Raw genomic sequence first — 19320 nt, 5'->3', positions numbered from 1 at the left:
CTCAGCCGATGACGGATTCCGTAGCCGCGTACGCCTTCTCCGCGGATTCCTTCTGCGCCCGCCACCACGACTCGTTGTCGCGGTACCACCGCACGGTGGCCTCGAGCCCGCTGCGGAAATCCTCGTACTGCGGCGTCCAGCCCAGTTCGGTGCGCAGACGCGTCGAGTCGATCGCGTAGCGCAGGTCGTGGCCGGGGCGGTCGGTGACGAAGTCGAGGTCGTCGGCGTCGCGGCCGAACAGTTCGAGCAGCGTCCCGACGACGGTCCGGTTGTCGACCTCGCCGTCGGCGCCGATCAGGTACGTCTGGCCGAGACTGCCCTTCTCCAGGATGGTCCAGACGGCCGCGTTGTGGTCGTCGACGTGGATCCAGTCGCGCACGTTCTTCCCGCTGCCGTACAGGCGGGGGCGCACGCCGTCGATCAGGTTGGTGATCTGACGCGGAATGAACTTCTCGACGTGCTGGTAGGGGCCGTAGTTGTTGGAACAGTTCGACAGGGTGGCTCGCACCCCGAACGACCGCGCCCACGCCCGCACCAGCAGGTCACTCGACGCCTTGGTCGCCGAGTACGGGCTCGACGGGTTGTACGGGGTCGACTCGGTGAAGCGCTCGGGGTCGTCCAGTTCGAGGTCGCCGTACACCTCGTCGGTGGAGATGTGGTGATAGCGGACGTCGTGGGCGCGGACGGCCTGCAGCAGCGAGAACGTGCCGATCACGTTCGTCTGCACGAACGGCGTCGGATCGGCCAGCGAATTGTCGTTGTGCGATTCCGCGGCGAAATGGACCACCGCGTCCGACTCCGCGACCAGGCGATCCACCAGCGCGAAATCCGCCACATCGCCGTGCACGAACTCGATGCGGTCGGCCACCGCGTCGAGTGAGCGCCGGTTGCCGGCGTACGTCAGCGCGTCGAGCACCGTCAACTGCACGTCCGGCCGCTCGGCGACCGTCTGGTGCACGAAATTCGCGCCGATGAACCCGGCGCCGCCGGTCACGAGAAGCCTCATGTGCACCCACCCTAGTGGCGAGCCCGAGTTTCTATCCGGCGCGAACACTGGAACACTGCGCACATGCGTGGAATCATCCTGGCAGGCGGCACCGGGTCCCGGTTGCACCCGATCACCCTCGGAGTGAGCAAACAACTGGTCCCGGTCTACGACAAGCCGATGATCTACTACCCGCTCTCCACCCTGATGCTGGCGAACATCCGGGACATCCTCGTGATCACCACCCCGCACGACGCCGAGCAGTTCCGCCGGCTCCTCGGCGACGGCTCCCAGTTCGGGGTGAACCTCACGTACAAGGTGCAGGAGGAACCGAACGGCCTCGCGCAGGCGTTCGTCCTCGGCGCCGACCACATCGGCGACCAGTCCGTGTCCCTCGTGCTCGGCGACAACATCTTCTACGGCCCCGGTCTCGGTTCGCGGCTGAACCGCTTCGAGAACATCGACGGCGGCGCCGTCTTCGCCTACTGGGTGTCCGATCCCAGCGCCTACGGTGTGGTCGAGTTCGACGACACCGGCCGCGCCATGTCGATCGAGGAGAAGCCGGCCACCCCGAAGTCGAACTTCTCGATCCCCGGGCTGTACTTCTACGACAACGACGTCGTCTCCATCGCGCGCGACCTGAGGCCGTCGGACCGCGGCGAGTACGAGATCACCGACGTCAACCAGGCCTACCTGCAGGCCGGACGGTTGCAGGTCGAGGTGCTGCCCCGCGGAACGGCGTGGCTCGACACGGGCACCGTCGATTCGCTGCTCGAGGCGTCGAACTTCGTGCGCACGCTCGAACACCGGCAGGGGCTGAAGATCGGCGTCCCGGAAGAGGTCGCGTGGCGCCGCGGGTTCATCACCGACGCCGAACTGTGTTCGCGTGCGGAGGCTCTCGGCAAATCGGGCTACGGCGACTACCTCCTCGAACTTCTCGAACGCGGCAAGGACTGGTGACGTGGAGTATCGGGAACTGAAGGTCCCCGGCGCGTGGGAGATCACCCCACGGCAGTTCGGCGACGACCGCGGCGTGTTCCTCGAATGGTTCAAGGGGTCGGAGTTCGAGGCCGCCGTCGGGCACCCGCTCGAACTCGCGCAGGCCAACTGCTCGGTGTCGGCCGCCGGTGTCCTGCGGGGCATCCACTACACCGACGACCCGCCCGGGCAGGCGAAATACGTCACTTGCGTCAAGGGCGCGTTCCTCGACGTCATCGTCGATCTCCGGGTGGGGTCGCCGATGTTCGGGCAGTGGGATTCGGTGCTCATCGACGACGTCGACCGCCGTGCCGTCTACCTTCCGGCCGGTGTCGGCCACGCGATCCTGTCCCTCGAAGACGCGTCGACGGTGATGTACCTGTGCTCGATCGAGTACACGCCGGCCCTCGACCACGACCTGCACCCGCTCGACCCCGACCTGGGCATCGACTGGCCGACGACGGGCCGGGACGGCAGCCCGCTGACGTTCCAGCTGTCCGAGAAGGATTCGGCGGCGCCGTCGCTGAAGCAGGCCATCGACACCGGAGCGCTCCCCACCTTCCCCATGTGAGTGTTTTCGTGTGCCCGGGTACACGAAAACACTCACATGGGGGGTGACTTACGAGAACGTGTTCTAGTATCGAGGGCGTGACCTTCGTCGTCGTCGACCACCCCCGGCCGGGTATCGCCCTGGTGACGCTCAACCGCCCGGAACGCATGAACGCGATGGCGTTCGACGTGATGATCCCGTTCCGCAACGCGCTGGAGGAGATCAGCAACGACAACTCGGTGCGCGCGGTGGTCGTCACCGGCGCGGGCCGCGGCTTCTGCTCCGGCGCCGACCAGAGATCCGCGGGCCCGCTCCCCCACGTCGACGGCCTCACCCCGCCGACCGTGGCACTGCGGGCCATGGAGATGCTCGACAACGTGGTGCTCTCGCTCCGCCGGATGCACCAGCCGGTGATCAGCGCCGTCAACGGCGCCGCCATCGGCGGCGGGCTGTGCCTCGCGCTCGCCTCCGACATCCGGATCGCGGCGGAGGACGCGTACTTCCGCGCGGCCGGTATCAACAACGGACTGACGGCCAGCGAACTGGGACTGAGCTATCTCCTGCCCCGCGCGATCGGTTCGTCCCGAGCCTTCGAGATCATGCTGTCCGGGCGCGACGTACACGCCGCGGAGGCGGAACGGATCGGACTCGTGTCCCGGTGCGTGCCCGGCGAGGACCTGCTGGACGAATGCTTCGACCTCGCCGAACGCATGTCGCGCTTCTCCCGGCCGGGTCTGGAGTTGACGAAGCGCACGCTGTGGTCGGGGCTCGACGCCGCCTCCCTCGAAGCCCACATCCACCAGGAAGGCCTGGGACAGCTGCTGGTGCGGCTGCTGACCGACAATTTCGAGGAGGCCACCGCCGCGCGGAAGGACAAGCGCGAACCGCAGTTCCGGGACCGACGCTAGGGAGTATCTTTCGGACATGTCGAAGCCACCTCTGACACCGAAGGCCGCCGAGATGTTCGCCCGGCCCAATTACGCCACCATCGCCTGCGTCCGGCCCGACGGGCAGCCCGTGTCCGTGGCCACCTGGTATCTGTACGAGGACGGCAGGGTGCTGGTCAACATGGACGCCGAGCGCAAGCGCCTCGACTACCTGCGGGGCGACCCCCGGGTCAGCCTCACCGCGATGGACCCCGGCGACTGGATCACCCACGTCAGCGTCCAGGGCCGGGTGACGGAGTTCGTCGACGACGAAGACCTCGCCGACATCGACCGCCTCGCGACGCATTACAGCGGCAAGCCGTACCCCGTCCGCGACCGGAAACGGGTCAGCGCGTGGATCGAGATCGACACCTGGCACGGCTGGGGGTCGCTGAAACAGTCCTGACCGAATCCGCGACGACGACACCCGGGCATGACGACGCCCCGCGCCGCAACGGTCCTCGCCGTGGCCACGGCGGTGATCGGCAGCCTGCTGCTGAGCGCACCGACGGTCCGCGAATCGCGGCAGCCCGCGGCGACGGTGGCCCAGCCCGCCCCACCGCCACCGCCGCCGCCCGTCGTCCTGTCCCCGGAGGAGGTCGAGGCCAGGGTGGTCCCGGCGATCGTCACCCTCGTCGCCGACTCGGGGCTCGTCGAAACCGCGGGAACAGGCATCGTGCTCACCCCCGACGGCGTCGTCCTCACCAATCATCACGTGATCGACGGTGCACTCGACATCAGCGCGGTGAGCCTCGGTAACGGTGCGGAATACGTCGCGGACGTGCTCGGTTACGACAGTTCGCGCGACATCGCGGTCCTCCGGCTCCAGGGCGCGGGCGACCTCCCCGCCGCGACCCTCGCGAAGGACACCGCGATCGGCATCGGCGACCCGGTGACCGCGGTGGGCAACGCCGAAGGGGGCGGAGTTCCGGTGGCGGCGCGGGGTTTCGTGACCGATCTCGGGCAGGCGATCACCGCCCGCAGCTCCATCGACGGTTCCCGGAACCGCCTGAACGGGTTGATCCAGATCGATGCGGCGGTCCGGCCCGGCGACTCCGGTGGCCCCCTCGTCGACGACGCCGCTGCCGTCATCGGCGTGAACACCGCAGGCAACGCCGACTCCGATCCGGCGAAACCCGCTCCCGCCCAGCCGAGGTCGTATGCGGTGCCCATCGACACCGCGATGACGATCGTCGATCAGGTCCGCGCCGGGACGGCGTCCGCCACCGTGCACATCGGCGACACTCCCCTCCTCGGGATCAGCGTCACCGACGACGCTCGCGGCGCCGAGGTCCTCTGGGTCAGCATCGGCACCCCCGCCGACGATGCGGGCATCGAGATCGGGGACGTCGTCACCGAGTTCGACGGAATCCCCATCCGGTCCTCGGACGACCTCACCGGACTCATGATCGCGCGGCACCCCGGCGACGCGGTCGAACTGCGCTGGCTCGACGAGGCGGGTAGTGCGCGGTCGACGACGATCGTCCTGGAGAAGGGACCGCCGCGGTAGTCAGGCGGTCTTGTCCCGGGCCACACCGTCGTCCGGCCGCACCCGCGACGCGACGAACCGCGCGATACGCCGAAGCACCACACGACTTTCCGGCAGTCCGGGCCACAACGCCGGAAATGCGTGCACCTGACCGTCCCAGATCTGCAGCGTCGCCGGCACACCCGCAGCGCTCAGCCGATGCGCCATCAGCTCCGAATCCGACCGCAGCACCTCCCCTTCCGCGGCGAACAGCAACGACGGCGGCAGACCCTCGAGCACGCCGTTCACGGGTGACAGCGCGGGGTCGAGCACGCCGTCCACCTCGCCGCCCAGCTTGCCGATGGTGACGAGCGCCTCCACGGGAGCGAACACGTCGCGGGCGGCGTTGGCGTGCACCAGCTTGTCGGCGCAGTCCAGGTCCAGCAGCGGCGACAGCCCGACCAGTCCGGCAGGCAGATCGACACCCTCCTCGCGGGCCTTCAACGCCGTCGCGAACACGAGAAACCCACCCGCCGAATCACCGGCGAACACCGTCCCGCCCGCGCGGGCTCCGTTCTCCAGCAACCACTTGTACGCCGTCAGGCAGTCGTCGACGGAACCGCTGATGTTCGTGTCGGGCAGTTGCCGGTAGCCGACGTGCATCACCGGCAGTCCGGTCAGCTTCGCGATCGTCGCGACCACCGGCCGGTGCGTGTTCAGTCCGCAGCACAGGAACCCGCCGCCGTGGAGATAGAGGACGACGCCGTCGCTCAGCTCCGGTGAGACTCCCGGGGCGCGGACGATCTCCGCATCGAACCCGGGCAGCCGCACCTTCTGGCGGCGGATACCGGACGCGGGGCGGATCCCCGCCGCGAGATCCAGCAGCGCGGCCCTGCGGATCGCCGACTCGTTGATCGGCGCCATCCGCACCACGGGCCGGAGGAACCATCTGCACGCCTGGTAGAGAACCTGGGATTCAATACTCGGCCCCGCCAGCCGCGCCCCCGAACGGTATTGGACGGTCGGTGTCCCATTCCGCTGCGGCGCAGACGGCTTGCGGTCGTTCGGCACAGATTTCATGCCTTCTCCCCTGGTCGCCGATACCCGTCGCCGTTGACGGATACGTAAGTTCAACCTTGGAGTACTCGCCACGCTCGTGTGTCGCTGATGGTGGCTTCGGCCCCAAGTCGTTATGACCGTTGCCCGAATCGTTACCGGCCGGTCGGATCAGCCGAAATCGAGGTCGTCCAGCTCCTCCACCACGGTGACCTTGCGCTTACGACCGCCCCGCATTCGGCCGATACCGCGGCGGCCACCGGTGTCCGCATTGGCCGAGGGCAGGATCCGCTGCGGCGCCACCCGGGGGCGCGGCGTCTGCGCGACCGGGGGGACCACGGGGTCTGAAACGACGAGGGGCGACCGGGGTGGCGGGGCCGCGACCACGGGTCGTGGTGCCGCGGCGGGCGGGGAGGCGACCGCGGACGGCGGGGCGGGGACGGCGGCAGGCGGAGCGGGGACCGCGGCAGGCGGGGCAGCGATCGGCACGGAGACCCGTTCGCGGCGGGGCAGGCCGGTGTCCCGCAGATCCACGTCGTCGAGCCCGGTCACCCACCGCAGCCGGTGGTCGAGACCGCGGTCCTGCAGCTCGGCCCAGATCTCGTCGTGCCACGCCCCGGGCTCGCCGCTCCCGAACCCCCGGGAGTTCGCGCTGACCCACACGACGTCCTCGGACGGGCGGCGATCCGCGATGTCCAGGACCGTCAACCAGTTCACCGTGGCCGTGTAACCGCGCCGCTTCCGGTCCACATACGGGCGACGGCGCTGCAGTTCACGGGCGGCGACCTCGAGGTGCGAGGTGTACGCCGGCTCGATCACGTCGCAGCCCATCGCCTCCAGCTGCCGGGCCAGCGAGTCGACGTAGCCGTCGGCCTTGGCCCGCGCGGCGTCCACGAACGCCGACAGGTCGTCGCGGAGCCCGAGCCGGTCGTACATTCGCGCCTGGACGGTGAGGGCCTCGATCATCGCGACCGACTCCCGCTGGTACCGGTGAGCGACCTCGACGAGGACGAGTCGGGGGACGAGCACCCGGCTGCCTCGGTCGAGGGTGTCGCGGACGAACGTCTCGAAGCGCGCGTCTCGCGTGACGGCCGAGGTATCGAGAACAATCAGCATTGATCGATTCTCACCGAACGCGTCGGCAGCGCCAGGGAAGTTGCTGAGTCGTTACCGAAACACCCGACCAGTCGGTATCGCAGCACCCGCCGGGGCATTGCCGCCCGGTTGCCGGGCCAGTCAGTGGAAGCTTCCGGCGGCCGCCTCAGTGGATCTTGAAGATCACCGCGCGCTGCACCACGAAGTTGATGACCGTCGCCGTGCCCTGCGCGATGACGAACGCGAGCGGCAGACGCCACCATTCGTCGGGGAATGCGTGGTACATCACCCAGTTGAGGCCCACCTGCACCGCGAACGTGACCGCGTACAGGATCACGACGGCGACGAAGCGGGCACGGCTCGGTTCCGCCTTGAACGTCCACCGGCGGTTGATCAGGTACGCGGTGGTGGTGCCCGCGATGAAGCTGATCGACTTCGCCACGTTGACTGGCAGCCCGACCACCTCGAACAGCAGGAAGTACAGGCCGAAGTCGACGACCGCCGACAGTCCACCGGTCAGGACGAAACGGACGATCTGCGTCTTCAGGTCCAGTGCGTCGTCGGCGATGTTCTCGGTGACGGGGATCTCGACGGGGAGCGGAACGTGAGGTTCGTGCTCGTGACTCGGCTGGGTTTCTGACACGACGACGAGGCTAGCGCCCCGTGAGTACTTCTTAACCGCCCGCGGTTGAGAAGTACTCACAGGCGGTAGCCTCTATGCCGATGTCCACGACAGCAGAAGAGACGCCCACCCAGGCGCTCCCCACACAGACCCGCACCCTCACCGGCTGGGGGCGCACCGCGCCCACCACGGCGCAGGTGCTGTCCACTCCCGACGTGGAGGTGATCGCGCAAGCGGTCGCCCAGGTCGCGGAGCAGAACGAGTCGAAGCCGGCTCACCTGCAGCGTGGGGTGATCGCCCGTGGCCTCGGCCGCTCCTACGGCGACCCGGCGCAAAACGCCGGTGGCCTGGTCATCGACATGAATGCGCTGAACCGGATCCATCGCATCGACCGCGACACCCACCTGGTGGAGGTCGACGCCGGTGTGAACCTGGATCAGCTGATGAAGGCGGCGCTGCCGTTCGGTCTGTGGGTTCCGGTGCTGCCGGGCACCCGGCAGGTCACCGTCGGCGGGGCCATCGGCTCCGACATCCACGGCAAGAACCATCACAGCGCCGGCAGCTTCGGCAACCATGTGGTGTCGCTGGACCTGCTCACCGCCGACGGCAAGGTGCGGACGCTGACGCCGAAGGGCGGTCGCAACGACCCCAAGGGCGCGCTGTTCTGGGCGACGATCGGCGGCATGGGCCTGACGGGCATCATCCTCAAGGCGACCATCAAGATGACGCCGACCGAGACGGCATATTTCATCGCCGACGGCGACGTCACCCAGACGCTCGACGAGACCATCGCGCTGCACAGCGACGGCAGCGAGGCCAACTACGAGTACTCGAGCGCGTGGTTCGACGCCATCGCCGCGCCGCCGAAGCTGGGCCGGGCCGCGATCTCCCGTGGCTCGCTGGCGAAGCTCGACCAGTTGCCTGCGAAGCTGCAGAAGAACCCGCTGGCGTTCGACGCGCCGCAGTTGCTGACGTTCCCGGACGTGTTCCCGAACGGCCTCGCCAACAAGTTCAACTTCTCGATGATCGGCGAGCTGTGGTTCCGGAAGTCCGGCACCTACCGCGACAAGGTCCAGAACTTGACGCAGTTCTACCACCCGCTCGACATGTTCGGTGAGTGGAACCGCGCCTACGGGTCGAACGGATTCCTGCAGTACCAGTTCGTGGTGCCGACCACCGCGGTCGAGGAGTTCAAGGCCATCATCCGCGACATCCAGACGTCGGGGCACTACTCGTTCCTCAACGTGTTCAAGCTGTTCGGCGAGGGCAACCAAGCGCCGCTGAGCTTCCCGATCCCGGGCTGGAACATCTGCGTCGACTTCCGCATCAAGCCCGGCCTGAACGAGTTCGTCACCGAACTCGACAAGCGGGTCCTGAAGTTCGGCGGCCGTCTCTACACGGCCAAGGACTCGCGGACCACCGCCGAGACGTTCCACGCCATGTACCCGCGGATCGACGAGTGGATCGCCACCCGCCGCAAGTACGACCCCACCAATGTCTTCGCCTCCGATATGTCCAGAAGGTTGGAACTGTAGTGATCAACGCTGTCGGGAACCCCCAGACCCTCCTGCTGCTCGGTGGCACCTCCGAGATCGGTCTCGCGATCTGCGAGGAGTACCTGAAGAAGGCGCCGATGCGGGTGATCCTCGCCGCACTGCCGGGCGACCCCGGGCGCGACGGCGCGGTGGCCCAGCTGAAGGCGGCAGGCGCGAACGCCGTCGACGTCATCGACTTCGACGCCGTCGACACCGAGACCCACCCAAAGGTCATCGACGACGCCTGGGCGAAGGGCGACGTCGACGTTGCCATCGTCGCGTTCGGCCTGCTCGGCGACGCCGAGGAACTGTGGCAGAACCAGCGCAAGGCCGTCCAGATCGCCGAGGTCAACTACACCGCGGCCGTGTCCGTCGGCGTGCTGGTCGGCGAGAAGATGAAGGCACAGGGCTTCGGCCAGATCATCGCCATGTCGTCCGCCGCGGGCGAGCGCGTGCGCCGCTCCAACTTCGTCTACGGCTCCACCAAGGCCGGACTCGACGGCTTCTACCTCGGACTCGGTGAGGCCCTGCGCGAGTTCGGTCCCCGCGTCCTCGTCATCCGTCCCGGCCAGGTCCGCACCCGCATGTCCGCGGACGTGAAGGAAGCCCCGCTGACGGTGAACAAGGAAGACGTGGCCAAGCTCGCCGTCACGTCGGCGGAGAAGGGCAAGGATCTCGTCTGGGCGCCCGGCGCGTTCCGGTACGTGATGATGATCCTGCGGCACATCCCGCGACCGATCTTCAAGAAGCTGCCCATCTAAGCTTCGCCCTCGTGACGGAAGCAGACGTAGCACCGGCCCGACGGTCCCTGTCGACAGCTGTCGAAATGCTGCTGGGGGCCGTCGTGGCCGCGGTGGTGGCAGCGGTCGGACTGTTCGCGTTCGGGCGGGTGCAGTGGCCTGCGTTCAACTCGTCCAACGTGACCCAGGCGGTTACGACGGTCGGCCAGGTCGTGGCCATCGCGGGTATCGCGGTGTCGGTGCTGCTGGTCCGGCTGCACCGGGCCGTGCGGTTCGCCCGACTGTTGTCGTGGGCGAGCCTGTCCGGGTTCGTCACCGTCACGCTCGGTCTGCCGCTCGCCGCGACCAAGCTGTACCTGCACGGCGTTTCCGTCGACCAGGAGTTCCGCACCGAATATCTCACGCGGCTGACCGACTCGGCCGCACTGCGCGACATGACGTACGCCGACCTGCCGCCGTACTACCCGGCCGGCTGGTTCTGGGCCGGCGGACGCGTCGCCAACCTCCTCGGCATGGACGGCTGGGAGGCGTTCAAGCCGTACGCCATCGGGTCCCTCGCCGTCGCCGCCGTCGTGGCACTGGTGTTGTGGAGCAACCTGATCCGCCACGACCTCGCCATCGTCGTGTCCCTCGCGACGACGGCCCTCGTCCTGGCCTACGGTTCGCCCGAACCGTACGGCGCCGTCATCACGCTGCTGATCGGTCCCGCGCTCGTCCTCGCCTGGGGCGGACTGAATCGTGTCGACGGCCGCGGCGGCTGGGGTGCCGTGATCGGCACCGGCCTGTTCCTCGGTCTCGCCGCCACGTTCTACACGCTCTATCTCGGACTTGCCGCCTTCGCGATCACCCTGCTCGCACTACTTGCGGCGGCGCTGCGGGTGCGCGACCGGAAGTCGTGGCGGGCAGCGATCGACCCGCTGGTCCGGCTGATCGTGATCGCCGCCGTGTCCGGGCTCCTCGCCCTGACCGTGTGGTTGCCGTATCTGCTGAAGGTCGTGGGCGGTTCGCCCGCCGCGTCGGGAACCGCGCTGCACTACCTGCCCGAGGCAGGCGCACAACTGCCGCTGCCGATGATCCACTTCTCCCTCACCGGGGCGCTGTGCCTGCTCGGCACCATCTGGCTCGTCGCCCGCGCGTCGACATCGCGGCGCGCGCAGGCCCTCGGCGTCGGCGTGGTGGCCATCTACCTGTGGTCGCTGCTGTCGATGGCGTTCACGGTGCTCGGCAGCACCCTGCTCTCGTTCCGGCTCGAGCCTGTGCTGATCGTCCTGCTCGGCGCGGCAGGCGTCTTCGGATTCGTCGAATTCGCGGGGTGGCTCGTGCTCGCGACCAGCGACAACCCGCGGGTCAAGGGGGCGGTCCTGGTGATCGGCGTGCTCGGTGCGCTGTCGTTCGTCCAGAACATCCCGAAGTTCCTCGACTCCGACATCGCCGTCGCCTACACCGACACCGACGGCAACGGCGAACGCGCCGACCAGCGTCCACCCGGGGCCGCCGCCCACTACGCGGCAGTCGACGAACTGATCCGGGCGCAGGTCCCCCGCGACCGCGACGACACGGTGGTCCTCACCGCCGACACCAGCTTCCTCAGCTTCTACCCCTACCTCGGGTTCCAGGCGCTGACGTCGCATTACTCGAATCCCTTGGCGGACTTCGCCGGACGCGCCCGGACCATCGCGGAGTGGAGCGAGCTCGAGACATCCGACCAGCTGGTGGCCGCACTCGACGCGGCGCCGTGGCGGACCCCCGACGCGTTCGTGTTCCGTCAGGGCCCCGACGGGTACACGCTGCGGCTCGCCGAGGACGTGTATCCCAACGACCCCAACGTGCGCCGCTACACCGTCACGTTCCCGAAGGAACTGTTCGACGACCCGCGATTCACGGTGTCGGAGACCGGGCCGTTCGTCGTCGTCACAAGAAACTGATCGGTCTGTTCGAGTTTATTTCGCCGCGTCGCGGGAACTCCGCACCCAATCAGGGAAGCGGGTATTTTCCGCGCCCCGAGGGGAAATGTCGGGTCGTCGCGAGGAGCGGTCATGCCGGATGCAGTGGAGCCTCGACGCGCCGGTAGCGGTGCCGAAGACTATCTACTCGGCACCGCCCCCAGTGAGGTGATCGTGCATGCCGGACTAGCCGCGACGATCGGAGCGATCGTCGGTGTCTACGTCGGGCACTGGGCGCTTTTCGTGATCGCACTGCTCGGCGCCGCCGTGTTCGTCGCCAGCGACGTCGTCGTCCATGTGAGCCGACAAAGGTCGCCGGACCTCGGTCCGGCGACCCGTGTCAGGCACCCTGTCGGGCGGGCTGCCTAGTTGAGCTTCTGCGGCACACCGTAAGTCATCACGGTGTCACCGTTCTCCGTCACCGCCATGGCGTACGGACGGATGGTGACCGGCCCGATAGCACCGGAGATGGAACCGTGAACTCCCTGCATCCTGACCACAGCCGCCGATCCGTCGAACTCCTGACCCTCCAGGAGCGGGACGGTGGTGATTCCACCCGGTTCCAGGTCGATGTCGAGTTCCTGCGACGGAATGATGTCGCCGGCGAGTTCCGCGTTGGTCCCTGCGTTCAGTCCGAAACCTTCAAGCATCCCCATCGGGCCGAAATCGACGTTGATTCCATTGCTCGACCCGATTGCGAACCCGAGTCCGGGCGAGTTGAGGACGATGGTCGCGCCTGCCAACGAGACCGGGTAACCGATCTGATAACCGACGGTGAGCTGAGTTCCCTTGAACTCTTCCGCGTTCGGCCCGGTGATGGCGACCCCCGCGTAACCGTTGTGGAAGAACTCCACACTGGTAGGTACGCCGTCGAGCGGGGGTACGACCTGATACTGTGTGTCGCCCTGGACGACTTCGATGCGATTTCCTCGTGAATCGATCACGGAGCTGGAATTGTCCACGCCGGCCGACGCCGAGCCGTTGCCTATTACCATGGCAAGCGCTGCGATGCCTGCGACTGCAACCGTCCGTGTGAAGCGTTTGTACCCAAATCGAGATGTGCTGATGTCCGTCATGCCGACCCCATTCAGAATGCACTGCAACCGATACGGAAAAGCATGCTGAGCGTAACCAGTGGGGCAGAAGAATATCCCTGTATTGATCAGAAGTTCACAAATCAACTTGATGTGATACACGCAACAATTACCCGATCGCAACCCAGGAAGCTCTCAGCGACCTCCGGTACCCTCGACCGATTGACATCGACCCGAGACCCGGAGGCGCTGCTGCGTGACTGAGATACTCACCCCGGTCGAGACGACTCGGCCCGCCGAGAGCACCAGCACCACCGCTCGCCCTGTCCGCTCGCGTTTCCGGCCGCACCCGGCCGATGTCGCAGTGGTCGTCTTCTACGTCGGCTTGGCCGCATTCGTGTTGGCCCGCCAGTGGAAACACCTCGGAACCGGCTATCTGGTGCGCAGCGGCCAGGACCAGACCATGTGGGAATGGTTCTTCGCGGTCGCCGCACGTTCGCTGGTCCATCTGGAGAACCCGCTGTCCAGCGACCTGCAGAACTATCCGCTGGGCGTCAACCTCATGGGCAACACGGCGATGTTCGGCATCAGCATTCCGCTGGCGCCCGTCACGCTGTTGTTCGGACCGAACGTCACATTCACTCTGGCACTCACACTTGGCCTGTCGGGCACGGCAATTGCCTGGTATTGGGTCTTCTCGCGGCACGTCGTGTCCTCGCGTCTCGCGGCGGCTGTCGGCGGCGGCCTGTGCGGTTTCGCACCCGCCCTGATCTCGCACACCAACGGGCATCCCAACTTCGTCGCCCTGTTCCTGCTGCCCTTCATCGCGCTCGCCGTGATCAGGCTGGGCAGCGGCGCGCGACCCGTGCGCGACGGCATTGTGCTGGGCCTGCTGATCGCCTACCAGATCTTCCTCGGCGAGGAACCGCTGCTGATCTACGCGCTGGCGTTCACGGTCTTCGGGGTTGCCTACGCGGCGTCGCGCCCGCGGACCGCGTTCGCGGCAGTCAGGCACAGCATCAAGGGTTTTGCGATCGCGGGTGGCGTCGCGCTGGCCATCGCCGCCGTTCCCCTCTGGTGGCAGTTCTTCGGACCCGACAGTTACCGGGCGATCGAGCACGGCCCGGTGGGCAACGACACCGAATCGTTCACCAGTTTCCCGACGTCCTCCCTGGCGGGCGAGCCCGGGTCCGCCGAGTTCAGCATGAACGCGACCGAGGAGAACGCGTACTTCGGCTGGCCCCTGCTGATTCTCCTCGGCCTGTCCGCGCTGTGGCTGTGGCGGATGCCGCTCGCGCGCGCCGCGGCCGCGACGGTCGCCGTGATGGGCGTCCTGTCGCTCGGGACGTCGCTGACGATCGGCGGCTGGGACACCGGAATTCCCTTGCCATGGAAGCTGATCTCGCACCTGCCGCTTCTCGAATCCGTCCTCGAATCGCGCTTCGCGATGGGCTGCCTGCCCGCCGCCGCCCTGCTGCTCGCACTGGGCACCGACCGCGCCCTGGCGTCCGCCCGCGAGGGCCAGCGGACCACCACCCTGCTGTGGATCGGGTGGCTCGCGGTGGCGCTGCTTCCGCTGGCGCCGACACCCCTGGCCGTCGTGCAGCGTGACACCGCACCGAACTTCTTCGCCGACGGCACGTGGCGGGAGTACGTCACCGACGGTTCCGTCGTCACGGTGCCGCTCCCCTCCCCGGAGAACGCCCGGATGCTGCGCTGGCAAACCGAGCAGGATCTCGCATTCCCCATTGCCGGTGGATATTTCGTCGGCCCGGCCGGCAGCGAGCAGCGGGGCAAGTACGGGCCCGACGACCGCCCGACCGCGTTGCTGCTCGCCTCCGCGCAGTCGTCCGGCCAGGTGCCGGCCATCGACGACGCGAAAAGGGCCCAGGCGCTGACCGACCTGAAGTTCTGGAACGCCGACGTCCTGGTCCTGCCGCACACCCAGAACGATCGCGTCCTGCGCGAGACGGTCCGGCAACTCGTCGGGGCGCCCGCGAAATCGGTCGACGGCGTGTGGGTGTGGGACGTCCGGTGGCTGCGCCACCCGTGAGTACTTATTAACGTCCGGCGGTTAACAAGTACTCACGGGTGACTAACATCGTGCTGTGCCACAACCGCCGCTGCCCGACGTTCGGAGCATCCGCACTTCCCGGCTCGTCGCGATCGTCACCGGCCTGATCGGTTTCGTTCTCGCGCTGGCCACCCCGTTCCTGCCGGTGAAGCAGGACGCCGCGACGATCGACTGGCCGCAGGGCGGCACTCTCGCCAGTGTCGAGGCGCCACTCGTCTCGTACACGCCGCTGGCCATGCAGGTGAACGTTCCCTGCTCGGTGTTCACCCAACTCGGGCCCGACGGCGGCACCGTCGTCTCGACCCTCCCGAACCGGGCGCCCGACTTCGAGAAGAACGGCCTCGTCGTGAAGGCGGGCGCCGGCGGCACGGTCGACGTCACCCTGCGCGGCAGGTCCCTGATCTCGGCGGGTGCGGCGGATCTGCAGGGCTGCACCGGACTCACCGTCACGTCCGACTACCAGCGGACGTCGGCCGAGGTCACGGGCACCGCCGAACCGCTCGCCGGGTCCGTCGAGGGCGACCAGCGACCGCAGATGGTCGGCCTGTTCACCGATCTGCAGGGCGCGGCGCCCGCCGACCTGAGCGTGCACGTCGAGCCCGACTCCCGGTTCTCGTCCAGCCCGACGCTGCTCAAATTGCTCGCGATGATCGTGTGCGTCCTCGCGACGCTGACGTCGCTGTACGCGCTGCACCGCGTGGACGGCATCGACGGCAGGCGCGCCCGACGTTTCCTGCCTGCGCACTGGTGGAAGTTCACCGGCGTCGACGCCGTCGTGATCGGGACGCTGCTGCTGTGGCACGTGGTCGGCGCGAACACGTCCGACGACGGCTACCTCCTGGGCATGGCGCGGGTGTCGGAGCATTCCGGCTACATGGCCAACTACTTCCGCTGGTTCGGCGTCCCCGAGGCGCCGTTCGGCTGGTCGTACGAACTGCTCGCGGCGCTGGCGAAGGTGAGCACGGCGAGCATGTGGATGCGACTGCCGACGCTGCTTGCGGCGCTGCTCTGCTGGATGGTGATCAGCCGGGAGGTCATTCCCCGCCTCGGTGTGGCCGTGCGCCGCAACAGGACTGCCCTCTGGACCGGTGGCCTGGTCTTCCTGGCGTTCTGGCTGCCGTACGACAACGGTTTGCGTCCCGAACCGGTCATCGCGCTCGGCGCCCTCCTCACGTGGTGTTCGATCGAGCGGGCCATCGCCACCGGACGACTGCTTCCCGGTGCCGTCGCCGTGCTGATCGCCGCGTTCTCGCTCGCCGCCGGACCGTCCGGGCTGATCTGTATCGCCGCCCTGATCGCGGGTGCGCGGCCGATCCTGCAGATCATCATCGCGCGTGGCCACCGGGTGGGATTCGCGTCCCAGATCCTGCCGATCCTCGCCGCGGGAACGGTCGTGCTGGTGGCCGTCTTCGCGGATCAGACACTCGCGACGGTGCTCGAGTCGACACGCGTGCGCACCGCCCTCGGCCCCAACGTGGCCTGGTTCGACGAGCGGCTGCGCTGGGACTCGCTGATGGGGATCTCCCCGGACGGCTCGCTGGCCCGACGTTTCGGTGTGTTCGTGATGCTGCTGTGCGTCGTGGTCTGCGTGATGCTGATCCTGCGCAAGGGGAAGGTGCCCGGGACCGCGATCGGGCCGTCGCGCCGCATCCTCGGCATCGTGTTCGCGTCGCTGCTGCTGATGATGTTCACGCCCACCAAGTGGACCCACCACTTCGGGGTGTACGCGGGGCTCGCGGGTTCGGTCGCGGTGCTCGCCGCGGTCGGGGTGGGGGCGGCGAGTATCCGCTCCAAACGGAACCGCACGCTGTTCGCCGCGGGTGTCCTGTTCATCCTCGCCGTCGCGTTCACCAGTTCCAACGGCTGGTGGTACGTCTCCAGCTACGGCGTCCCGTGGTGGGACAAGCCGCCGATGATCGCGGGCAAGGGCTTCTCCACGCTGTTCCTCGGACTCACGGTCCTCACGCTGCTCCTCGCCGCCTGGTACCACGTCCGCGAGCCGTACGAGACGGGCAAGAAGCCAAACGGGAAGCGCGCCCGGATGCTCGCGCCGTCGCCGCTGACCGTCGCGGCCGGTGCCGTCGTCCTGTTCGAGGTGCTGTCGCTGCTGAAGGGCGCGGTCGCGCAGTACCCCGGGTACTCCATCGCGAAGGCCAACATCGAGTCGGTCACCGGCGGCACGTGCGCGCTCGCCGACGAGGTCCTCGTCGAAACCGACCCGACCGCCGCCTTGCTGCAGCCGCTCACACCGGTCACCGATCCGAACGGTGCGGGCGCGTTCGGCGCAACGTCCGCGGAGGGCTTCACCCCCAACGGCATCGCAGACGACCTCACCGCCGACTCCGAGAAGATTGCCACCGGCGGCGCCAACACCGTCGACACCGAAACCGACGAGACGACCACCGGCACCAGTTCCGGAACCGGCGGCGGCACCGAGGCCACCGCCGGAGTCAACGGCAGCACCGTGACGCTGCCGTTCGGCCTGGACCCCGCCCGAACCCCCGTCCTCGGCAGCTACCAGCGGGGTGGGGAGCAGAAACCCGCCTCCCTCACCACCGGCTGGTACGGGCTGCCCGACCGCAGCGACGACGCACCGATCCTCACGATCTCGGCGGCCGGACGCATCCGGTCGGTCGACGCGGACGGCGTCGTCACCCCCGGTCAGAGCCTGAAGGTCGAGTACGGGGTGACCGGACCCGACGGGTCCGTCACCGCGCTCGGCACCGTCGACCCGATCGACATCGGACCGTCGCCGTCGTGGCGCAACCTGCGGGTGCCGTTCGATCAGCTCCCCGCCGAGGCGAACACTGTCCGGCTGGTCGCGGACGACCCGGACACCGATCCCGGCCAGTGGCTGGCGGTCACCCCGCCGCGGGTGCCGAAGATGCAGACGCTGCAGACCGTCGTCGGGTCCAGCGACCCGGTGCTCCTCGACTGGGCTGTCGGGCTCGCATTCCCCTGCCAGCGCCCGTTCGACCACCGGTACGGGGTCGCCGAGGTCCCGCAGTGGCGTGTCCTTCCCGACCGCATCGGGGCCGAGTCCACGAATGCCTGGCAGGACAAGTTCGGCGGCGGCCCGCTGGGCTGGACCGACCAGCTGCTGTCGGCGAGCACTTTGGCCACCTACCTGTCGAACGACTGGGACCGCGACTGGGGTTCACTCGAGCGGTACACACCGCTGGACGAGTCGGCGACACCCGCCCAGGTCGAATCCGAACAGGTGACCAGGTCGGGTACGTGGTCGGCCGGACCGGTGCGCTACTACTAGAGACGCCCCTACCCTCTGGTAGGCGGCAATATGCCTCCTCAGGTTCCTGACATACCATCGACAACCGTGCCCGATGCTCTGACAACTTCCGTCTCCGATCCCGAAGTCTCTTCGCCGCCTGCTCGCCAGGACCGGCGGAGCGAGTACCGGACCGCTCGTCTGATCGCCATCGTCACCGGCCTCATCGGATTCGTGCTGGCAGTGGCCACGCCGTTCATGCCGGTGCAGCAGACGACCGCAGCGGTGAACTGGCCGGAGAACGGCGTCGTCGGTGACCTCGAGGCACCGCTGGTGTCGCAGGTCCCGATCGACCTGGCGGCGGCGATCCCGTGTTCGGCGGTGTCCGGGCTGCCCGCGCAGGGCGGGATCCTGCTGGCCACGGCGCCCGCGCAGGGCGAGGGTGCCGCGCTGAACGCGATGTTCGTGCGGGTGTCGGACAAGTCCGTGGACGTGCTCGACCGCAACGTCACCATCGCGACGGCGCCGCGCGCGCAGGTGCAGTCGGGCGCCTGCAGCGAGATCCGCATCACATCGAACATCGACGCGACATCCGCCGAATTCGTGGGCCTGAACACCCCGACCGGCGACCCGATCGCCGGTTCCCTCACCGGCGATCTCCGCCCGCAGGTCGTGGGCGTGTTCAGCGACCTCCGCGACGGGGCGGCGCCTGCCGGGCTGTCGTTCACGATGAACGTGGACTCCCGGTTCTCGTCCAGCCCCACGCTGATCAAGCTGGTCGCGATGATCGTGGCCCTCCTCGCCACGGCGATCGCCCTGGTCGCCCTCGGCCGCCTCGACGGCACGGACGGGCGCGGGCACCGCAACTTCCTGCCTTCGCACTGGTGGAAGTTCACCGGACTCGACACGATCGTCGTGGGCACGCTGGTGCTGTGGCACTTCATCGGCGCGAACACGTCCGACGACGGCTACCTGCTCACCATGGCCCGGGTCTCCGACCACGCCGGCTACATGGCCAACTACTTCCGCTGGTTCGGCGTCCCCGAGGCGCCGTTCGGCTGGTATTACGACGTCCTCGCCGCGATGGC

17 protein-coding genes are annotated in these 19320 nt (G+C 68.1%); 12 read left to right on the top strand and 5 right to left on the bottom strand.

What is annotated here, in order from left to right:
- Window position 1: 1 nt before the first annotated feature.
- Window positions 2-1006 (bottom strand): dTDP-glucose 4,6-dehydratase, encoded by a 1005-nt coding sequence (rfbB, locus tag MLGJGCBP_RS13475; protein ID WP_160096176.1) that lies wholly within the window; start codon window positions 1004-1006, stop codon window positions 2-4.
- Window positions 1007-1069: 63 nt separating this feature from the next.
- Between rfbB and rfbA the strand changes: the two genes are divergently transcribed.
- The 5 genes from rfbA to MLGJGCBP_RS13450 all read left to right on the top strand — a co-directional run bounded on the left by rfbA (window position 1070) and on the right by MLGJGCBP_RS13450 (window position 4949).
- Entirely contained in the window at window positions 1070-1945 is an 876-nt protein-coding gene (rfbA, locus tag MLGJGCBP_RS13470) for a glucose-1-phosphate thymidylyltransferase RfbA (RefSeq protein ID WP_160096175.1), read from the top strand.
- A 1-nt stretch (window position 1946) separates the two neighbouring features.
- Window positions 1947-2534 (top strand): dTDP-4-dehydrorhamnose 3,5-epimerase family protein, encoded by a 588-nt coding sequence (locus tag MLGJGCBP_RS13465; RefSeq protein ID WP_160096174.1) that lies wholly within the window; start codon window positions 1947-1949, stop codon window positions 2532-2534.
- Between the two features lie 77 nt (window positions 2535-2611).
- Window positions 2612-3421 carry an enoyl-CoA hydratase gene (locus MLGJGCBP_RS13460; RefSeq protein ID WP_160096173.1) on the top strand — a complete coding sequence of 270 codons (810 nt, stop codon included), beginning with the start codon at window positions 2612-2614 and terminating at the stop codon, window positions 3419-3421.
- A 16-nt stretch (window positions 3422-3437) separates the two neighbouring features.
- The gene (locus tag MLGJGCBP_RS13455) at window positions 3438-3845 is read left to right on the top strand and encodes a TIGR03618 family F420-dependent PPOX class oxidoreductase (protein WP_087561228.1); all 408 of its coding nucleotides are present in this window, start codon (window positions 3438-3440) and stop codon (window positions 3843-3845) included.
- 27 nt (window positions 3846-3872) lie between these two features.
- Window positions 3873-4949, top strand: a complete 1077-nt coding sequence (locus tag MLGJGCBP_RS13450) for a S1C family serine protease (RefSeq protein ID WP_160096172.1) — start codon at window positions 3873-3875, stop codon at window positions 4947-4949.
- Here the strand turns inward: MLGJGCBP_RS13450 and MLGJGCBP_RS13445 are convergent, their stop codons facing one another.
- The 3 genes from MLGJGCBP_RS13445 to MLGJGCBP_RS13435 all read right to left on the bottom strand — a co-directional run bounded on the left by MLGJGCBP_RS13445 (window position 4950) and on the right by MLGJGCBP_RS13435 (window position 7701).
- A complete protein-coding gene (locus MLGJGCBP_RS13445) occupies window positions 4950-5987 on the bottom strand; it encodes an alpha/beta hydrolase (protein WP_160096171.1) in 1038 nt (345 codons plus the stop codon).
- Window positions 5988-6134: 147 nt separating this feature from the next.
- Window positions 6135-7079, bottom strand: a complete 945-nt coding sequence (locus MLGJGCBP_RS13440; protein ID WP_160096170.1) for a PIN domain-containing protein — start codon at window positions 7077-7079, stop codon at window positions 6135-6137.
- A 145-nt stretch (window positions 7080-7224) separates the two neighbouring features.
- The gene (locus MLGJGCBP_RS13435) at window positions 7225-7701 is read right to left on the bottom strand and encodes a GtrA family protein (protein WP_072938553.1); all 477 of its coding nucleotides are present in this window, start codon (window positions 7699-7701) and stop codon (window positions 7225-7227) included.
- 80 nt (window positions 7702-7781) lie between these two features.
- On the opposite strand from MLGJGCBP_RS13435, the gene MLGJGCBP_RS13430 reads away from it, so the two are divergent.
- The 4 genes from MLGJGCBP_RS13430 to MLGJGCBP_RS13415 all read left to right on the top strand — a co-directional run bounded on the left by MLGJGCBP_RS13430 (window position 7782) and on the right by MLGJGCBP_RS13415 (window position 12267).
- Window positions 7782-9215 (top strand): FAD-binding oxidoreductase, encoded by a 1434-nt coding sequence (locus MLGJGCBP_RS13430; protein WP_087561249.1) that lies wholly within the window; start codon window positions 7782-7784, stop codon window positions 9213-9215.
- A complete protein-coding gene (locus MLGJGCBP_RS13425; RefSeq protein WP_087561224.1) occupies window positions 9215-9976 on the top strand; it encodes a decaprenylphospho-beta-D-erythro-pentofuranosid-2-ulose 2-reductase in 762 nt (253 codons plus the stop codon). The genes MLGJGCBP_RS13430 and MLGJGCBP_RS13425 overlap by 1 nt, the downstream gene beginning before the upstream one ends.
- Before the next feature lie 11 nt (window positions 9977-9987).
- Window positions 9988-11880, top strand: a complete 1893-nt coding sequence (locus MLGJGCBP_RS13420) for a galactan 5-O-arabinofuranosyltransferase (RefSeq protein ID WP_201453055.1) — start codon at window positions 9988-9990, stop codon at window positions 11878-11880.
- A 111-nt stretch (window positions 11881-11991) separates the two neighbouring features.
- Entirely contained in the window at window positions 11992-12267 is a 276-nt protein-coding gene (locus MLGJGCBP_RS13415; protein ID WP_160096169.1) for a hypothetical protein, read from the top strand.
- On the opposite strand, the gene MLGJGCBP_RS13410 is transcribed toward MLGJGCBP_RS13415, so the two are convergent.
- Window positions 12264-12974 (bottom strand): MspA family porin, encoded by a 711-nt coding sequence (locus MLGJGCBP_RS13410; RefSeq protein ID WP_160096433.1) that lies wholly within the window; start codon window positions 12972-12974, stop codon window positions 12264-12266. The genes MLGJGCBP_RS13415 and MLGJGCBP_RS13410 overlap by 4 nt on opposite strands.
- A gap of 214 nt (window positions 12975-13188) precedes the next feature.
- Between MLGJGCBP_RS13410 and MLGJGCBP_RS13405 the strand changes: the two genes are divergently transcribed.
- The 3 genes from MLGJGCBP_RS13405 to MLGJGCBP_RS13395 all read left to right on the top strand — a co-directional run.
- Entirely contained in the window at window positions 13189-14985 is a 1797-nt protein-coding gene (locus tag MLGJGCBP_RS13405; protein ID WP_160096168.1) for a glycosyl transferase, read from the top strand.
- A gap of 55 nt (window positions 14986-15040) precedes the next feature.
- Complete coding sequence (locus MLGJGCBP_RS13400; protein WP_160096167.1) at window positions 15041-18274, top strand: arabinosyltransferase domain-containing protein; 3234 nt, start codon at window positions 15041-15043, stop codon at window positions 18272-18274.
- Window positions 18275-18340: 66 nt separating this feature from the next.
- On the top strand, window positions 18341-19320 hold a 980-nt coding region (locus tag MLGJGCBP_RS13395), incomplete at its 3' end, for an arabinosyltransferase domain-containing protein (protein WP_201453054.1).

This window comes from Rhodococcus sp. T7 (assembly GCF_009872365.1).
GTDB lineage: Bacteria > Actinomycetota > Actinomycetes > Mycobacteriales > Mycobacteriaceae > Rhodococcus_F.
Note: the sequence above shows the minus strand (reverse complement) of the source record. Positions and strands in the feature narration are given on the sequence as shown.